The organism is Pseudomonas sp. NFACC39-1 (assembly GCF_900110355.1).
GTDB classification, from domain to species: domain Bacteria; phylum Pseudomonadota; class Gammaproteobacteria; order Pseudomonadales; family Pseudomonadaceae; genus Aquipseudomonas; species Aquipseudomonas tehranensis.
Map to the genome: position 1 here is coordinate 682,746 of NZ_FODL01000001.1, position 13,266 is coordinate 696,011.

At 58.5% G+C, this 13,266-nt stretch carries 10 protein-coding genes and 1 other RNA gene; all 11 read left to right on the top strand.

All coding sequences use genetic code 11. The features are described 5' to 3' along the window. The first annotated feature begins 134 nt into the window (after positions 1-134). The 11 genes from BMY45_RS03030 (at position 135) to BMY45_RS03080 (ending at position 13,019) form a co-directional block, all read left to right on the top strand. Entirely contained in the window at positions 135-1,829 is a 1,695-nt protein-coding gene (locus BMY45_RS03030; protein WP_092394321.1) for a lactate permease LctP family transporter, read from the top strand. 151 nt (positions 1,830-1,980) lie between these two features. Next, positions 1,981-2,805 carry a (Fe-S)-binding protein gene (locus BMY45_RS03035; RefSeq protein WP_092394324.1) on the top strand — a complete coding sequence of 275 codons (825 nt, stop codon included), beginning with the start codon at positions 1,981-1,983 and terminating at the stop codon, positions 2,803-2,805. Beyond that, complete coding sequence (locus tag BMY45_RS03040; protein ID WP_092394327.1) at positions 2,802-4,271, top strand: LutB/LldF family L-lactate oxidation iron-sulfur protein; 1,470 nt, start codon at positions 2,802-2,804, stop codon at positions 4,269-4,271. The genes BMY45_RS03035 and BMY45_RS03040 overlap by 4 nt, the downstream gene beginning before the upstream one ends. Next, on the top strand, positions 4,268-4,939 hold the full coding sequence (locus BMY45_RS03045) for a LutC/YkgG family protein (protein WP_092394330.1): 672 nt from the start codon (positions 4,268-4,270) through the stop codon (positions 4,937-4,939). Before BMY45_RS03040 ends, BMY45_RS03045 begins: the two co-directional genes overlap by 4 nt. Then, positions 4,936-7,803, top strand: a complete 2,868-nt coding sequence (locus BMY45_RS03050) for an FAD-binding and (Fe-S)-binding domain-containing protein (RefSeq protein ID WP_092394333.1) — start codon at positions 4,936-4,938, stop codon at positions 7,801-7,803. The genes BMY45_RS03045 and BMY45_RS03050 overlap by 4 nt, the downstream gene beginning before the upstream one ends. A 98-nt stretch (positions 7,804-7,901) precedes the next feature. Next, positions 7,902-8,189, top strand: a complete 288-nt coding sequence (locus BMY45_RS03055; RefSeq protein WP_092394336.1) for a hypothetical protein — start codon at positions 7,902-7,904, stop codon at positions 8,187-8,189. A 96-nt stretch (positions 8,190-8,285) separates the two neighbouring features. Continuing rightward, positions 8,286-8,679, top strand: a transfer-messenger RNA (tmRNA) gene (gene ssrA, locus BMY45_RS03060). Positions 8,680-8,862: 183 nt separating this feature from the next. Further along, the gene (locus tag BMY45_RS03065; protein WP_092394339.1) at positions 8,863-10,119 is read left to right on the top strand and encodes an integrase domain-containing protein; all 1,257 of its coding nucleotides are present in this window, start codon (positions 8,863-8,865) and stop codon (positions 10,117-10,119) included. Between the two features lie 412 nt (positions 10,120-10,531). Next, complete coding sequence (locus tag BMY45_RS03070) at positions 10,532-11,923, top strand: YfjI family protein (RefSeq protein WP_092394342.1); 1,392 nt, start codon at positions 10,532-10,534, stop codon at positions 11,921-11,923. Next, entirely contained in the window at positions 11,907-12,239 is a 333-nt protein-coding gene (locus BMY45_RS03075; protein ID WP_143071602.1) for a hypothetical protein, read from the top strand. Before BMY45_RS03070 ends, BMY45_RS03075 begins: the two co-directional genes overlap by 17 nt. 534 nt (positions 12,240-12,773) lie before the next feature. After that, a complete protein-coding gene (locus BMY45_RS03080; RefSeq protein ID WP_092394345.1) occupies positions 12,774-13,019 on the top strand; it encodes a hypothetical protein in 246 nt (81 codons plus the stop codon). Positions 13,020-13,266 lie beyond the last annotated feature (247 nt).

Genomic DNA, 13,266 nt, shown 5'->3' on the forward strand with positions numbered 1-13,266 from the left:
AGTTTCAGAGCGGCAAATTGACATGCGACAACCAAGGCTTTTACCCTAGCCGACAGCGCTTGTAAATTGGTCTTACCAATTATCCAAAATCGCTGACCAGTGCCTGACCAACAACAATTAGGGGCCCACCCACTATGCAAACCTGGCAACAGCTCTACAGCCCGCTCGGCAGCCTCGGCTTGTCCGCACTTGCGGCCGTCATCCCCATCGTATTTTTCTTCCTGGCCCTGGCGGTGTTTCGCCTCAAGGGACATGTGGCCGGCAGCATCACTCTGGCCCTGGCGATCGCCGTAGCGATCTTCGCGTTTCAAATGCCGGCGGACATGGCGTTCGCTGCTGCCGGTTATGGTTTTGCCTATGGCCTGTGGCCGATCGCCTGGATCATCGTTGCAGCGGTATTTCTCTACAAATTGACCGTCAAGAGCGGCCAGTTCGAAGTGATCCGCAGCTCGGTGCTGTCGATCACCGATGACCAGCGCCTTCAGGTGCTGTTGATCGGCTTTTGCTTCGGGGCATTTCTGGAAGGTGCCGCCGGCTTCGGCGCGCCGGTAGCGATTACTGCAGCACTGTTGGTCGGCCTGGGCTTCAACCCCCTGTACGCCGCCGGCCTGTGCCTGATCGCCAACACCGCCCCCGTGGCCTTCGGCGCCTTGGGCATTCCGATTATCGTGGCCGGTCAGGTCACCGGGATCGACGCGTTCAAGATCGGCGCCATGACGGGCCGTCAGTTGCCATTGTTGTCGCTGTTCGTGCCGTTCTGGCTGGTGTTCATGATGGACGGTGTGCGCGGCGTACGGGAAACCTGGCCGGCAGCGCTGGTGGCAGGCTTGAGCTTCGCCATCACCCAATACTTCACCTCCAACTTCATCGGCCCGGAACTGCCGGACATCACCTCGGCCCTGGCCAGCCTGGTTTCCCTGACTCTGTTCCTGAAAGTCTGGCAGCCAAAACGCACCGCCGGCGCGCAGATTGCCGGCGCCACCTCCAGCGCAGCCATTACCGCCAGCGTCGGCGGTTTCGGCCAGCCGCGCAGCACCGTGGCGTCCCCTTACAGCCTGGGAGAAATCATCAAGGCCTGGTCACCGTTCCTGATCCTCACCGTGCTGGTGACGATCTGGACGCTCAAACCGTTCAAGGCCATGTTCGCCCCGGGCGGATCGATGTACGGCTGGGTGTTCAATTTCGCCATCCCGCACCTGGATCAGATGGTGATCAAGGTCGCGCCGATCGTGACCAATCCAACAGCCATCCCGGCGATCTTCAAACTTGATCCGATTTCCGCCACCGGCACGGCGATTTTCTTTTCGGCATTGATCTCGATGCTGGTGCTGAAGATCAACCTTAGAACTGGTCTTACCACTTTAAAAGAAACTTTCTACGAGCTGCGGTGGCCTATCCTGTCCATTGGCATGGTGTTGGCGTTCGCCTTCGTCACCAACTTCTCGGGCATGTCGTCCACCATGGCCCTGGTGTTGGCCGGCACGGGCGCGGCGTTCCCGTTCTTCTCGCCATTCCTGGGCTGGCTGGGAGTATTCCTGACCGGTTCCGATACCTCGTCCAACGCGCTGTTCGGCTCGCTGCAAGCCACCACCGCGCACCAGATCGGCGTCAATGACACATTGCTGGTCGCAGCCAATACCAGCGGCGGCGTGACCGGCAAGATGATTTCGCCACAGTCCATTGCCGTGGCCTGCGCTGCGACCGGCCTGGTGGGCAAGGAGTCGGACCTGTTCCGCTTCACCCTGAAACACAGCCTATTCTTTGCAACGATCGTGGGCTTGATCACCTTGGCCCAGGCCTATTGGCTCACCGGCATGCTGGTGCACTAAGCACGACAGCTAACACCGAAAAAGAACGACGCCGAACCACGATTCGGCGTCTGCTATTGATAACCGGGTCTGCAAGGCTGCTGAAAGATTCCTTATCTATATTCAGCAGCCTCAGCGGACGGATAACCGGGACCACCCGGAGACACGCCTGATGAGCGAGCTTTTTTACAACGCCGTGCCGAATGCGACCCGTGTCGCCCCGCCATTGCCCGAGCCTCGGCAGTACCCCAGCAACAAGCCCGAACGGGTTTACCTGTTCGGAACCTGCGTGGTGGACCTGTTCTATCCCGAAGCCGGGATGGATGCGATTCATCTTTTGCAGCGCGAAGGGATCCAGGTGGACTACCCGCAAGGGCAAACCTGTTGCGGGCAACCGGCGTACACCTCCGGTTACACCGAGCAGGCCCGGACGGTAGCCCGGGCGCAATTGGCGTTGTTTGCCGGGGATTATCCGGTGGTGGTGCCGTCGGGCTCCTGTGCCGGCATGCTGCGCGAGCATTACGCCGACCTGTTCAAGGACGAGCCCGATATGCTCAAACAGGTCCAGGCCCTGGCGGCCCGGACCTATGAGTTGGCCGAGTTCTTGTTATTTGTCTGCAAGGTGCAGTTTCAGGACAGTGGCGAGCCGGTGAAGATCGCGCTGCACACCTCCTGCTCGGCACGCCGGGAAATGAACACGCACCTGCATGGCCGCGCCTTACTGGCGCAGCTGGACAACGTGGAGCGAGTCGAACACAGCCATGAAAGTGAATGCTGTGGGTTTGGTGGGACATTCAGCGTTCGCATGCCGGATATTTCCGGCGCGATGGTGGCCGACAAGACCCGCGCGCTGAAGGAGTCCGGCGCGCACCAAGTCGTCAGTGCCGACTGCGGCTGCCTGATGAATATCAACGGCGCACTGGAGAAACAGCAAGAGGCGTTACGCGGCCAGCACCTGGCGAGCTTCCTCTGGCAGCGCACCGGGGGTGTCGTATGAGCACACCGACGCTGATTCCGACCGTTGAAGTGCCGATTGCGGCGCAGGAAGATTTTCGCGCCAGAGCCCATAAGGCACTGGACGACACGCAACTGCGAAATAACTTTCGCACAGCGATGGATTCACTGATGACCAAGCGGGCAGCGTCCTTCAGCGATGCCCACGAAAGAGAACATCTGCGAGTGCTGGGCAATGCCGTCCGCGCTCGTGCGTTATCGAAGTTGCCCGACCTGCTCGAGCAGCTTGAAACCAACCTGACCCGCAACGGTGTGAAAGTACACTGGGCGGAAACGGTGGACGAAGCCAATGGCATCGTCCTCTCGATCATCCGCGCTCACGAGGCGCGGCAAGTGATCAAGGGCAAATCGATGGTCAGCGAAGAGATGGAGATGAACCATTTCCTCGAGGGTCGGGACATTGAATGTCTCGAGTCCGACATGGGGGAATACATCGTCCAGCTCGACCACGAGAAGCCTTCACACATCATTATGCCGGCGATCCACAAGAACGCCGGTCAGGTCGCGTCCTTGTTCCACGACAAACTTGGCGTGGAGTACACCAAGGACGTTGACCAACTCATTCAGATCGGTCGCAAGGTCTTGCGGCAGAAATTCTTCGAGGCTGACATCGGCGTCTCCGGCGTCAACTTCGCCGTGGCCGAAACCGGCACACTGCTGCTGGTGGAAAACGAAGGCAACGGGCGGATGTCCACCACCGTGCCACCGGTCCACATTGCCGTGACTGGCATTGAAAAAGTCGTGGAGAACCTGCGGGACGTGGTGCCGCTGCTCTCGCTGCTGACCCGCTCGGCCCTCGGCCAGCCGATCACCACCTACGTCAACATGATCTCCGGCCCACGCAAGGCCAACGAACTGGACGGTCCCCAGGAAGTCCACCTGGTCCTGCTGGACAATGGCCGCAGCCAGGCCTTTGCCGACAGCGAACTGCGCCAGACCCTGAACTGCATTCGTTGCGGCGCCTGCATGAATCATTGCCCGGTCTACACCCGGATCGGTGGTCATGCCTACGGCGAGGTTTACCCGGGGCCTATCGGAAAAATCATCACGCCGCACATGGTCGGCCTGGCCAAAGTGCCGGACCACCCAAGCGCCTCTTCGCTGTGCGGTGCCTGCGGTGAAGTGTGCCCGGTGAAGATTCCAATTCCGGCGCTGTTGCGGCGCCTGCGCGAAGAAAACGTCAAGGCACCGGACAGTCCGAACCCGATGATGCGCGGCCAAGGCAGTAAGTATTCGCCCAAGGAGCGCTTCATCTGGAACGCCTGGGCGCGGCTCAACAGTTCGCCGCGCCTGTATCGGCTGTTCGCTTTCCTCGCCACGCGCCTGCGCGCCCTGATGCCCGCTAACGTCGGCCCCTGGACGCAAAACCACAGCGCCCCCAAACCCGCCGCCCGCTCATTGCATGACCTGGCCCGCGAACACCTGAACCAGCAGGGAGACCGTCGATGAGCGCCAAGGAAAACATCCTCGCCAAGCTGCGTAAAAGCCTGACCGGCACCACGCCAGTGGCCGACAACTTCGATGTCGAGCTGGTGACGCAAACCTATCGCTACGCCCCCGAGGAGCGCATCGCCCAACTGCGCAAACTGATGGAAGCGGTGCACACTGAAATCCACCTGACGTCTGGCGAAGGTTGGCCGGCGCTGCTGGCGCAGTTGCTGCGCGACCGTCAATTGCCAAGCCTGCTCATCGCTCCGGCGACGCCTCACGGGAAAAAAATCACACAGTTCTGGGCGAACAATCCCGACCTGCCAACCCTCAAGGCTTACGACCGCCCGGTGGAGGAATGGAAAGCCGAGCTGTTCAACGACACCCCCGCCAGCCTGACCGCGACTCTGGGCGCCATTGCCGCGACCGGCAGCCTGATTCTCTGGCCGACGCGGGAAGAACCGCGGCTGATGAGCCTGGTTCCGCCAGTGCATTTCGCGTTGCTCAAGGCCAGCGAAATCCGCGACAACTTTTATGAAGTGCAGCAGGAGTTCGCCTGGGCCCAAGGCATGCCTACCAACGCATTGCTGGTGTCGGGCCCCTCCAAGACGGCCGACATCGAACAAGTGCTGGCCTATGGCGCCCATGGTCCGAAGGATCTGGTGGTTTTGATTCTGGAGGACCAATGACCCTCCCGGCCCCGTTCCTGCGCGATGTACAACAACTGATCCCGGCAAAAAGACGTTTCGACGACCCGCTGTCGACACTGGCCTTCGGCACCGATGCCAGTTTCTATCGGCTGGTTCCGAAACTGGTGATCCGCGTCGAATCCGAAAACGAAGTGGTGGCGCTACTGCAACTGGCCCAACGCGACCAGGTTCCGGTCACGTTCCGCGCGGCCGGCACCAGCCTTTCCGGCCAAGCCATCAGCGACTCGGTGCTGATCGTGCTGGGGGATAACTGGAACGCTCGCGAGATTCGCCAAGAAGGCATGCAGATCCGCTTGCAGCCCGGCGTGATCGGCGCCCAGGCCAATGCCTGGCTGGCACCGTTCGGCCGCAAGATCGGCCCCGATCCGGCATCGATCAACGCCTGCAAAATCGGCGGCATCGTCGCCAACAATGCCAGCGGCATGTGCTGCGGCACAGCGCAAAACACCTATCACACCCTCGCCGGCATTCGCCTGGTACTGGCCGATGGCACCCGTCTGGACACAGAAGATGAAGCCAGCGTGGCGGCCTTTCGTACAAGCCATGGCGAACTGCTGGAACGTCTGGCAACCCTTGGCCGCGAGACCCGCGCCAACACCGAATTGGCGGCTCGAATTCGCCACAAATACCGTCTGAAAAATACCACCGGCCTGTCGCTCAATGCCTTGGTGGATTACGACGAGCCTGTGGATATCTTGAGCCACCTGTTGGTGGGTTCCGAAGGCACCCTCGGCTTCATCAGCGCGGTGACCTACAACACCGTCATCGATCACCCGAACAAAGCCTCGGCGCTGATCGTCTTCCCGGACGTGGAAACCTGCTGCAATGCAGTCACGGTGTTGAAAAGCCAACCGGTATCGGCGGTGGAGCTGCTGGACCGGCGCAGCTTGCGTTCGGTGCAGGACAAACCGGGCATGCCAGATTTCGTACAACATCTGTCGATAAATGCCTGCGCCCTGCTGATCGAATCCCGCGCGGCCTCGTCATCTCTGCTGCAAGAGCAACTGGCCCGGATCATGGCATCGCTGGCCGGTTTCCCTGTGGAAAAACAGGTCGACTTCACCGAAGACCCGCGAGAAAACGCCCGACTCTGGGCCATCCGCAAAGACACTTTTCCGGCAGTGGGCGCGGTCCGCAAAACCGGAACCACGGTGATCATCGAAGACGTGACCTTCCCGGTGGAACAACTGGCCATTGGCGTGAACCGCCTGATCGAGCTATTCGACAAACATCACTACGACGAAGCAATTCTTTTCGGGCACGCGCTGGAAGGCAATCTGCACTTTGTCTTCACCCAAGGCTTCAACAACGCCGAAGAAGTTGCGCGCTATCAAGCGTTCATGGACGACGTGGCGCAGTTGGTGGCGGTGGAGTTCGGCGGTTCGCTGAAGGCCGAACACGGCACCGGACGCAACATGGCGCCATTCGTCGAACTGGAGTGGGGCAGCGACGCCTACCAGTTGATGTGGCAACTCAAACGCCTGCTCGACCCTAACGGCATCCTCAACCCGGACGTGGTGCTCAGCGAAGACCCACAAATCCACCTCAAGCACCTCAAGCCGCTGCCAGCGGCCGACGAGATAGTGGACAAGTGCATCGAATGCGGCTTCTGCGAGCCAGTCTGTCCGTCGAAAGACCTGACCCTGAGCCCGCGCCAGCGCATCGTGATCTGGCGCGACATCCAGGCGAAAAAGCGCGCAGGCATCGACACTTCAGAACTGGAAACGGCCTATCAATATCAGGGCATCGACACCTGCGCCGCCACCGGCTTATGCGCACAACGCTGCCCGGTCGGCATCAACACTGGCGAGCTGGTGAAAAAACTTCGCGCGCGTACCGCCACACGTACGAAAACCGCCGACTGGCTTGCAAGCCATTTCGCCACGGCGCTGCAAGGGGCACGCTTTACCCTGCACGTCGCCAACGGCGCCCGAATGTTGCTGGGCGCGCCGCGCCTGGCTCGCTTGTCAGCCGGGCTGACCCACTTATCGAAGGGCCAGGTGCCTCAGTGGGACAACGCCATGCCGCAGCCGGAAAAAGCCATCCGCTTCAGCCCGGCCGTGTCCGACGCACGCCCCCGCGTGGTCTATCTGGCCGCCTGCGTGTCGCGGGCAATGGCTCCGACGGCGGGTGATAAAGAACAGATGTCGCTGTATGAAAAAACTCAACGGCTGCTGGAAAAAGCCGGCTATCAGGTGGTCTTCCCAGACAACGTGGACAGCCTCTGCTGCGGCCAGCCTTTCGCCTCCAAAGGCTACGCGGAACAGGCCGAGCACAAGCGCCAGGAGTTGATCGGCGCCCTGCTCCACGCCAGCCGCGGCGGGCTTGACCCGATTTACTGCGACACCAGCCCTTGCACGTTGCGGCTGGTCCAGGACCTGGGGAATGTTCGGCTGGACCTGTACGATCCGGTGCGTTTCATTCGTACGCATTTGATGAACCGCCTTGAATTCACGCCCCAGGATGAACCGATCGCCGTACACGTCACTTGCAGTACCCAGCACCTGGGCGAAAGTCAGGCGCTGATCGACCTGGCGCGCAAATGCAGCAAGCAAGTCGTGATCCCCGAAGGCATCCATTGCTGTGGGTTTGCCGGCGACAAGGGGTTCACTACACCGGAACTCAACGCCCACTCACTGCGAACCCTCAAGGACGCGGTGCAGCATTGCAGCGAAGGCGTCTCCACCAGCCGCACCTGTGAGATCGGTCTGACGCGCCATGGCGAAATCGACTACCACAGCCTGGTGTATCTGGTAGACCGCGTCACCCGACCCAAATCCGCCGACGGTGAAGGGTTCCCCATCGCACCCGAAGAAAAATCGAATTCCTGTGTGTCGCTGTAGTCACTTGAATAGGCCCGACGCCGTCGGGCCCTTCATTGACTCGGGTCCTGGCCGTGACCGTCCGCCAGCACCGAGACCAAACGTTCAAGGAGATACACATGAAGCGCACCGCATTTGCTGGCTTGTTCATTTCCGCGGCACTGTTGGCCTCTCCGGTGTTTGCAGCGGACCCAAACCTTTGCGATACCAATCTGAAACAAATTGACAACGATATGGCCACTGCTCAACAAATGAGCGAAGGCTTGAAGACCGAGGTTACCGCGACAGTGGGTCAAGCCAAGGCCGAGCAGGCGACAGGCACCGAGAAAGGCATCGAAAATTGCATCTCGCTGACCAACCAGGTCCTGCAAAAACTGGAGAACAACGATAAAGGCGATCAGCAGTAACCTCGCGGCCGGCCAACCTTCGGGTTGGCCTTCGACGAGGATTGGCGTACACTGCACAGGCTTGTCGCTCCAACTGATTCACGGAGCTACAGGCTCGGGGCCGTTTAGGATTCGACGCCGGTTGCGAAACTTTAGGTGCATGCCGAGTTGGTAACAGAACTCGTAAATCCACTGTTGCAACTTCCTATAGTTGCCAATGACGAAACCTACGGGGAATACGCTCTCGCTGCGTAAGCAGCCTTAGCCCTTCCCTTCTGGTACCTTCGGGTCCAGCAATCACCAGGGGATGTCCGTAAACCCAAAGTGATTGTCATATAGAACGGAATCGCCGTGCAGTACGTTGTGGACGAATCGGCTAAAACTTACACAACTCGCCCAAAGCACCCTGCCCGTCGGGTCGCTGAGGGTTAACTTAATAGACACGGCTAAGCATGTAGTACCGACAGCGGAGTACTGGCGGACGGGGGTTCAAATCCCCCCGGCTCCACCACTTCATCATCTAAAGACGTCCACGGACGTCTTTTTTTGTGCCTGAAACCCAGTAAATACGGGGGTTTCAGCGCCATCGGGCTCCATAGCACTTCACGCAGATCCATTTTGAAATGTATTCCAAGACGTATTCCAAGCCTGCGGCTGGTAAATTTTGGAATACACAAACAGCGTTGGAGTACCCATGGGAGCCCAAGCCACACGCCTTTCAGACCTGAAAATCAAAGCCGCCAAGCCCAAAGCCAAGGACTACATACTGACCGACGGCAACGGCCTCCAGCTGCGAGTCCGTATCAATGGTTCAAGGCTATGGAATTTCAACTACGTCCATCCCGTGACGAAAAAACGGATCAACATGGGACTCGGAACATTCCCCGAGCTCAGCCTGGCTCAAGCGCGAAAACGCACCGTTGAGGCCAGGGAATTGGTCGCCCAGGGACTGGACCCCAAAGAGCAGCGCGATGCAGATCGCCAAGCGAAAAAAGCCGCGACAGAGCACACCTTTCAAAACGTGGCGACGGCCTGGTTTGAACTGAAGAAAGATTCCGTAACAACCGCCTACGCTGAAGACATTTGGCGCTCGCTCACGCTGCACATCTTCCCCGATTTACACGCGACCCCAATTTCCGAAATCAGCGCTCCCCAGGTCATCAAGCTGCTTAAGCCACTTGAGACCAAAGGCAGCTTGGAAACGGTCAAGCGCCTGACCCAACGCCTCAACGAAATCATGACCTACGGGGTGAACTACGGACTCATTCATGCCAACCCCCTGAGCGGAATTCGATCGGTCTTCAAAAAACCAAAGAAGAAAAACATGCCGGCATTGCCCCCCGATGAGCTCAATGAACTCATGGTGGCGATTGCCAACGCCAGCATCAAAAGAACCACCCGCTGCCTCATCGAGTGGCAACTCCACACGATGACTCGGCCAGCAGAAGCTGCGACCACCCGATGGGCTGACATCGACTTCAAGAAGAAGATCTGGACGATTCCACCGGAGCGCATGAAGAAACGTCGCACACACATCATCCCGCTCACGGATCAGGCCTTGGCACTCCTGGAAGCCATCAAGCCCTACAGCGGACACAGGGAGTACGTGTTTCCCGCCGACCGTAATCCTCGCACCCATTGCAACAGCCAGACCGCGAACATGGCGTTGAAACGGATGGGCTTTGAGGGGCGACTCGTAAGCCACGGAATGCGCTCCATGGCGAGCACCATCCTGAACGAGCATGCATGGGATGCCGAACTGATTGAGGTTGCTCTGGCTCACGTCGACAAAGATGAGGTTCGAAGCGCTTACAACCGCGCAGACTACATCGAGCGTCGACGTCCGATGATGGCCTGGTGGAGCGAGCACATCCAAAAGGCGGCCACGGGTGACCTCTCAGTAGCCGCACTCCATGAAAACAGAAGCCGGAAAGTCGTCTCGATTCGTTAATCAAAGTCGACTTGATGGCGACGGCGGCGACAGCGGCGACAACCCTCGCCGTCTCTGACCACGGGCGAGGCGACAAACTGGCAGCCGTCGCCACCACACGTTTCGATCATGCTTTTCAGCCAAAGCCGCTGCAGTCGGGAAGGCTTCGCAGCAACGTTTGCAGCGGCTCGCTTGGCGAACTTACAAACGGTAAAAAATCCATCTGGAGCCACCGAGATCCAAGGTCCTCTACGTCAGTTGCATTCCCCAATGGCCCGGTTGATCGCTAGTCGAACGCGGGGTACACCAACGCCTCACGAGGCGCAGTTAGCGGCGATTCTGGGTAAGTTCAAGAGCGCTGAGACTACGGCACATCGTCGTGCTTCTTCCCAAGGAGCGAGGAAAAACTGCCCCCATAAGGAGATTGTTGTCGATGCAATTGTGCGAAAAATGCGATCCACCACGCCCTCTACTGGATTATCGGCCCCAACCATTGGCCTACCCGGTCGAAGCGCTGGGTGAACTCCTGGGAGGCGCAGTAGAACGGATGGCAGAGGTGATCGGCGCACCGAGTGCCATGGCCGCACAATCGGTGCTGGCCACCGCAGCTCTGGTAACGCAAGGCCATGCCAACGTACAACTCGATGGCCGCACCTATCCGCTGTCTCTGTATCTGCTGACGGTCGCATCATCAGGTGACCGTAAAAGTGCGGTGGATCATCAAGCTCTCTCCGCAGCGCGTAACTGGGAGCGAGAGCAATGGTCTGTGTACACGGAAAAGCTCAACGCCTACCAAGCTGCCATCCGTCTTACGGCCAAAGCCCATCGACAGGAAAAGCATGAAACCTGTGAACTGTCCGAACCCGTCCAGCCCAGACTGATCTCCACCGAGCCCACCATCGAAGCCCTCATAAAAAACCTGTGTTATGGGCTGCCAAGCATGGGCCTCTTCAATGACGAAGGCGGTCAATTCCTCGGTGGCAGCACCATGAGCAAAGAGAACCAGCTCAAAGCGATCACCACGCTCTCGAGGATCTGGGATGGCAGTCCCATTGACCGGACGCGGTCCATGCCAGGAGAAAGCCTACGCGCCTATGATCGTCGTCTCAGCATGCATCTGATGCTGCAGCCGTACCTGGCTAACCAGTTCCTCAAAGACCCTATGATCAATGGTCAAGGTATGCTCGGCAGATTCCTCATCAGTTGGCCCGAACGTTTGATCGGTCAGCGCCTGTACAAGGCGGTAGATCTGACGCAAGACGCCAAAGTCCAACGCTACCAAACGCATATCACGGATCTGCTGAAGAAGCCGTTAGCGACCAACAAGGACGGATCACTCAACCTCACGACATTGGAGTTGACGCACACCGCCCGCATTGCCTGGATTGATATTCACGACACCATAGAGTGCCAGTCTGGCGAGTTCGGGGAGCTGGCCGGCGTTCAATCCGTCGCCAGTAAAGCGGCTGCCAACGTACTGCGCATCGCGGGAGTTCTGGCGGCAATCGAAGAAGCCAGTGCCTTGAACGAGGAGCATGTTCAGCGCGCTTCAACGCTGATGGATTATTACCTGGCCGAGATCCAACGCCTGACTGAGCAAGAGCCGATTAACACCGTGCGTGAGGAAGCGGATCGCTTGTTACGCTGGCTGAAGCAGAAAGGCTGGACTCGCTTTACCATCCGAGACATCAACCGCAACGGCCCTCGCTTTGCGCGCAAGAGCTGTAATCACACCGCCACGCTCCTCGTTGAGCTACTCACAGCGAACTGCGTGAAGAGCCAAGACGCCAAGACCTTCGAGGTGTGTCGTGTTCCGTCTGAATGAAGCAGTACGCCGCTTCCAGTCGAAAAATCAGACACCCCCTGTCATGCGATGTGTCGCCACTTCCGCCGCCACGCTGTCGCCAGATGCCAACCATGGCATCCCGCAGGTTGTCGCCAGTGTCGCCGCTGTCGCCACATCCAGCTCAGACCCTGTCGACATCAAACTGCTGATTCAGCAACTGCGTAAAGACGGAGTAGTGCTGCATCACCATGAAAATACTCTGCACATCCGACCGCGGCACTGGCATCAGCTGGACCAAATCAGCGACTACTGGAAAGCCATGCTCCTTTTCCTCCAAACGAATGGAAATGGATGACGATGGTGTTGTTCGGTCAGCAAGAGAGCACGACGTTGGCTATCTCCAGCTGCGGTCCACCCACATTCAAAGACCTAATCCCCGGCGCTCACATCTCTACGGTGAACTAGGCATGAGACCTGCCATCCTCAGACCGACAACATGCACGAGATACTGACCGTAGAGGTCTGACGACAGAATCGATGCGCGCCTGCAGCCGCGTGAGCGATCACCGCTGCTGATCAAAGGCTTGCCCGCACACCCAAATCGGAAGATGAAAGTGTCGGACCGCAAACAACTCTTGGCCAACATTCGGGAACATTCGATAGTCGGTTTTCGGATTGACGGCAAATGTCAGCGAATGCAATTTACAAGCTCACACTAGCCGCCAGGATCTTCGAGACGGCGCTGCGGTTTCCCGCAGGATCCTCCCAATGACGCATCGCTTCCGGAAGCGCGGACAGTCGACTTAATGTCGATGGAAGCAATGATATTCCCCACCCAAGACGGGCCTCCCCGTCTTGGGGCAGGCCTTTTTCTATTTTGGAGGCCTTAATGAAAAATCGACTGGAAATGTATAAAGCCCTGAAGGCGATCAACGTGCCTGAGCAGCAAATCGAAGCAGTTATCCAAGCCTTGGACTCTGATACGCATTTCTCTTCTGCAGGTAAATTCGATCCCGACATAGCACCATTTCGGGCAGAGCTATCTCGGTTTGAGGTGAGTCTCATTGTAAATATCAGCGTGATGCTCTCCCTCGTGGTGGCGATTCTCTTCGCTGGGATTGCGTTTATCCAGTGACAAACTCTCTCTTCAGCAATACCGGGAGCCACCTGTTCTAGGACAGGTGGTTTTTTTATTTTTAGGTACCAGTCACTGGATTGCGCAGGCGGTGTCTACTAGGTCGGCACACCTAGCCAGGTGCGTACACACGGCGAAAGGCAGCTATCGTCAAAAGGGGACACTAGAGAATATAACGCCGTCCCCTTTCTGTTGCTGGTGGTCAAGGATGTGATGGACGAAGCCGGGGTTTGTGAACGCTCCAAGC

What these genes read in the sequence shown, in the direction of transcription:
- BMY45_RS03040 (WP_092394327.1), top strand. Translation starts at nt 2,802, where the DNA reads ATGAGCACACCGACGCTGATTCCGACCGTTGAAGTGCCGATTGCGGCG.
- BMY45_RS03070 (WP_092394342.1), top strand. Translation starts at nt 10,532, where the DNA reads ATGCAATTGTGCGAAAAATGCGATCCACCACGCCCTCTACTGGATTAT.
- BMY45_RS03035 (WP_092394324.1), top strand. Translation starts at nt 1,981, where the DNA reads ATGAGCGAGCTTTTTTACAACGCCGTGCCGAATGCGACCCGTGTCGCC.
- BMY45_RS03030 (WP_092394321.1), top strand. Translation starts at nt 135, where the DNA reads ATGCAAACCTGGCAACAGCTCTACAGCCCGCTCGGCAGCCTCGGCTTG.
- BMY45_RS03065 (WP_092394339.1), top strand. Translation starts at nt 8,863, where the DNA reads ATGGGAGCCCAAGCCACACGCCTTTCAGACCTGAAAATCAAAGCCGCC.
- BMY45_RS03055 (WP_092394336.1), top strand. Translation starts at nt 7,902, where the DNA reads ATGAAGCGCACCGCATTTGCTGGCTTGTTCATTTCCGCGGCACTGTTG.
- BMY45_RS03080 (WP_092394345.1), top strand. Translation starts at nt 12,774, where the DNA reads ATGAAAAATCGACTGGAAATGTATAAAGCCCTGAAGGCGATCAACGTG.
- BMY45_RS03050 (WP_092394333.1), top strand. Translation starts at nt 4,936, where the DNA reads ATGACCCTCCCGGCCCCGTTCCTGCGCGATGTACAACAACTGATCCCG.
- BMY45_RS03045 (WP_092394330.1), top strand. Translation starts at nt 4,268, where the DNA reads ATGAGCGCCAAGGAAAACATCCTCGCCAAGCTGCGTAAAAGCCTGACC.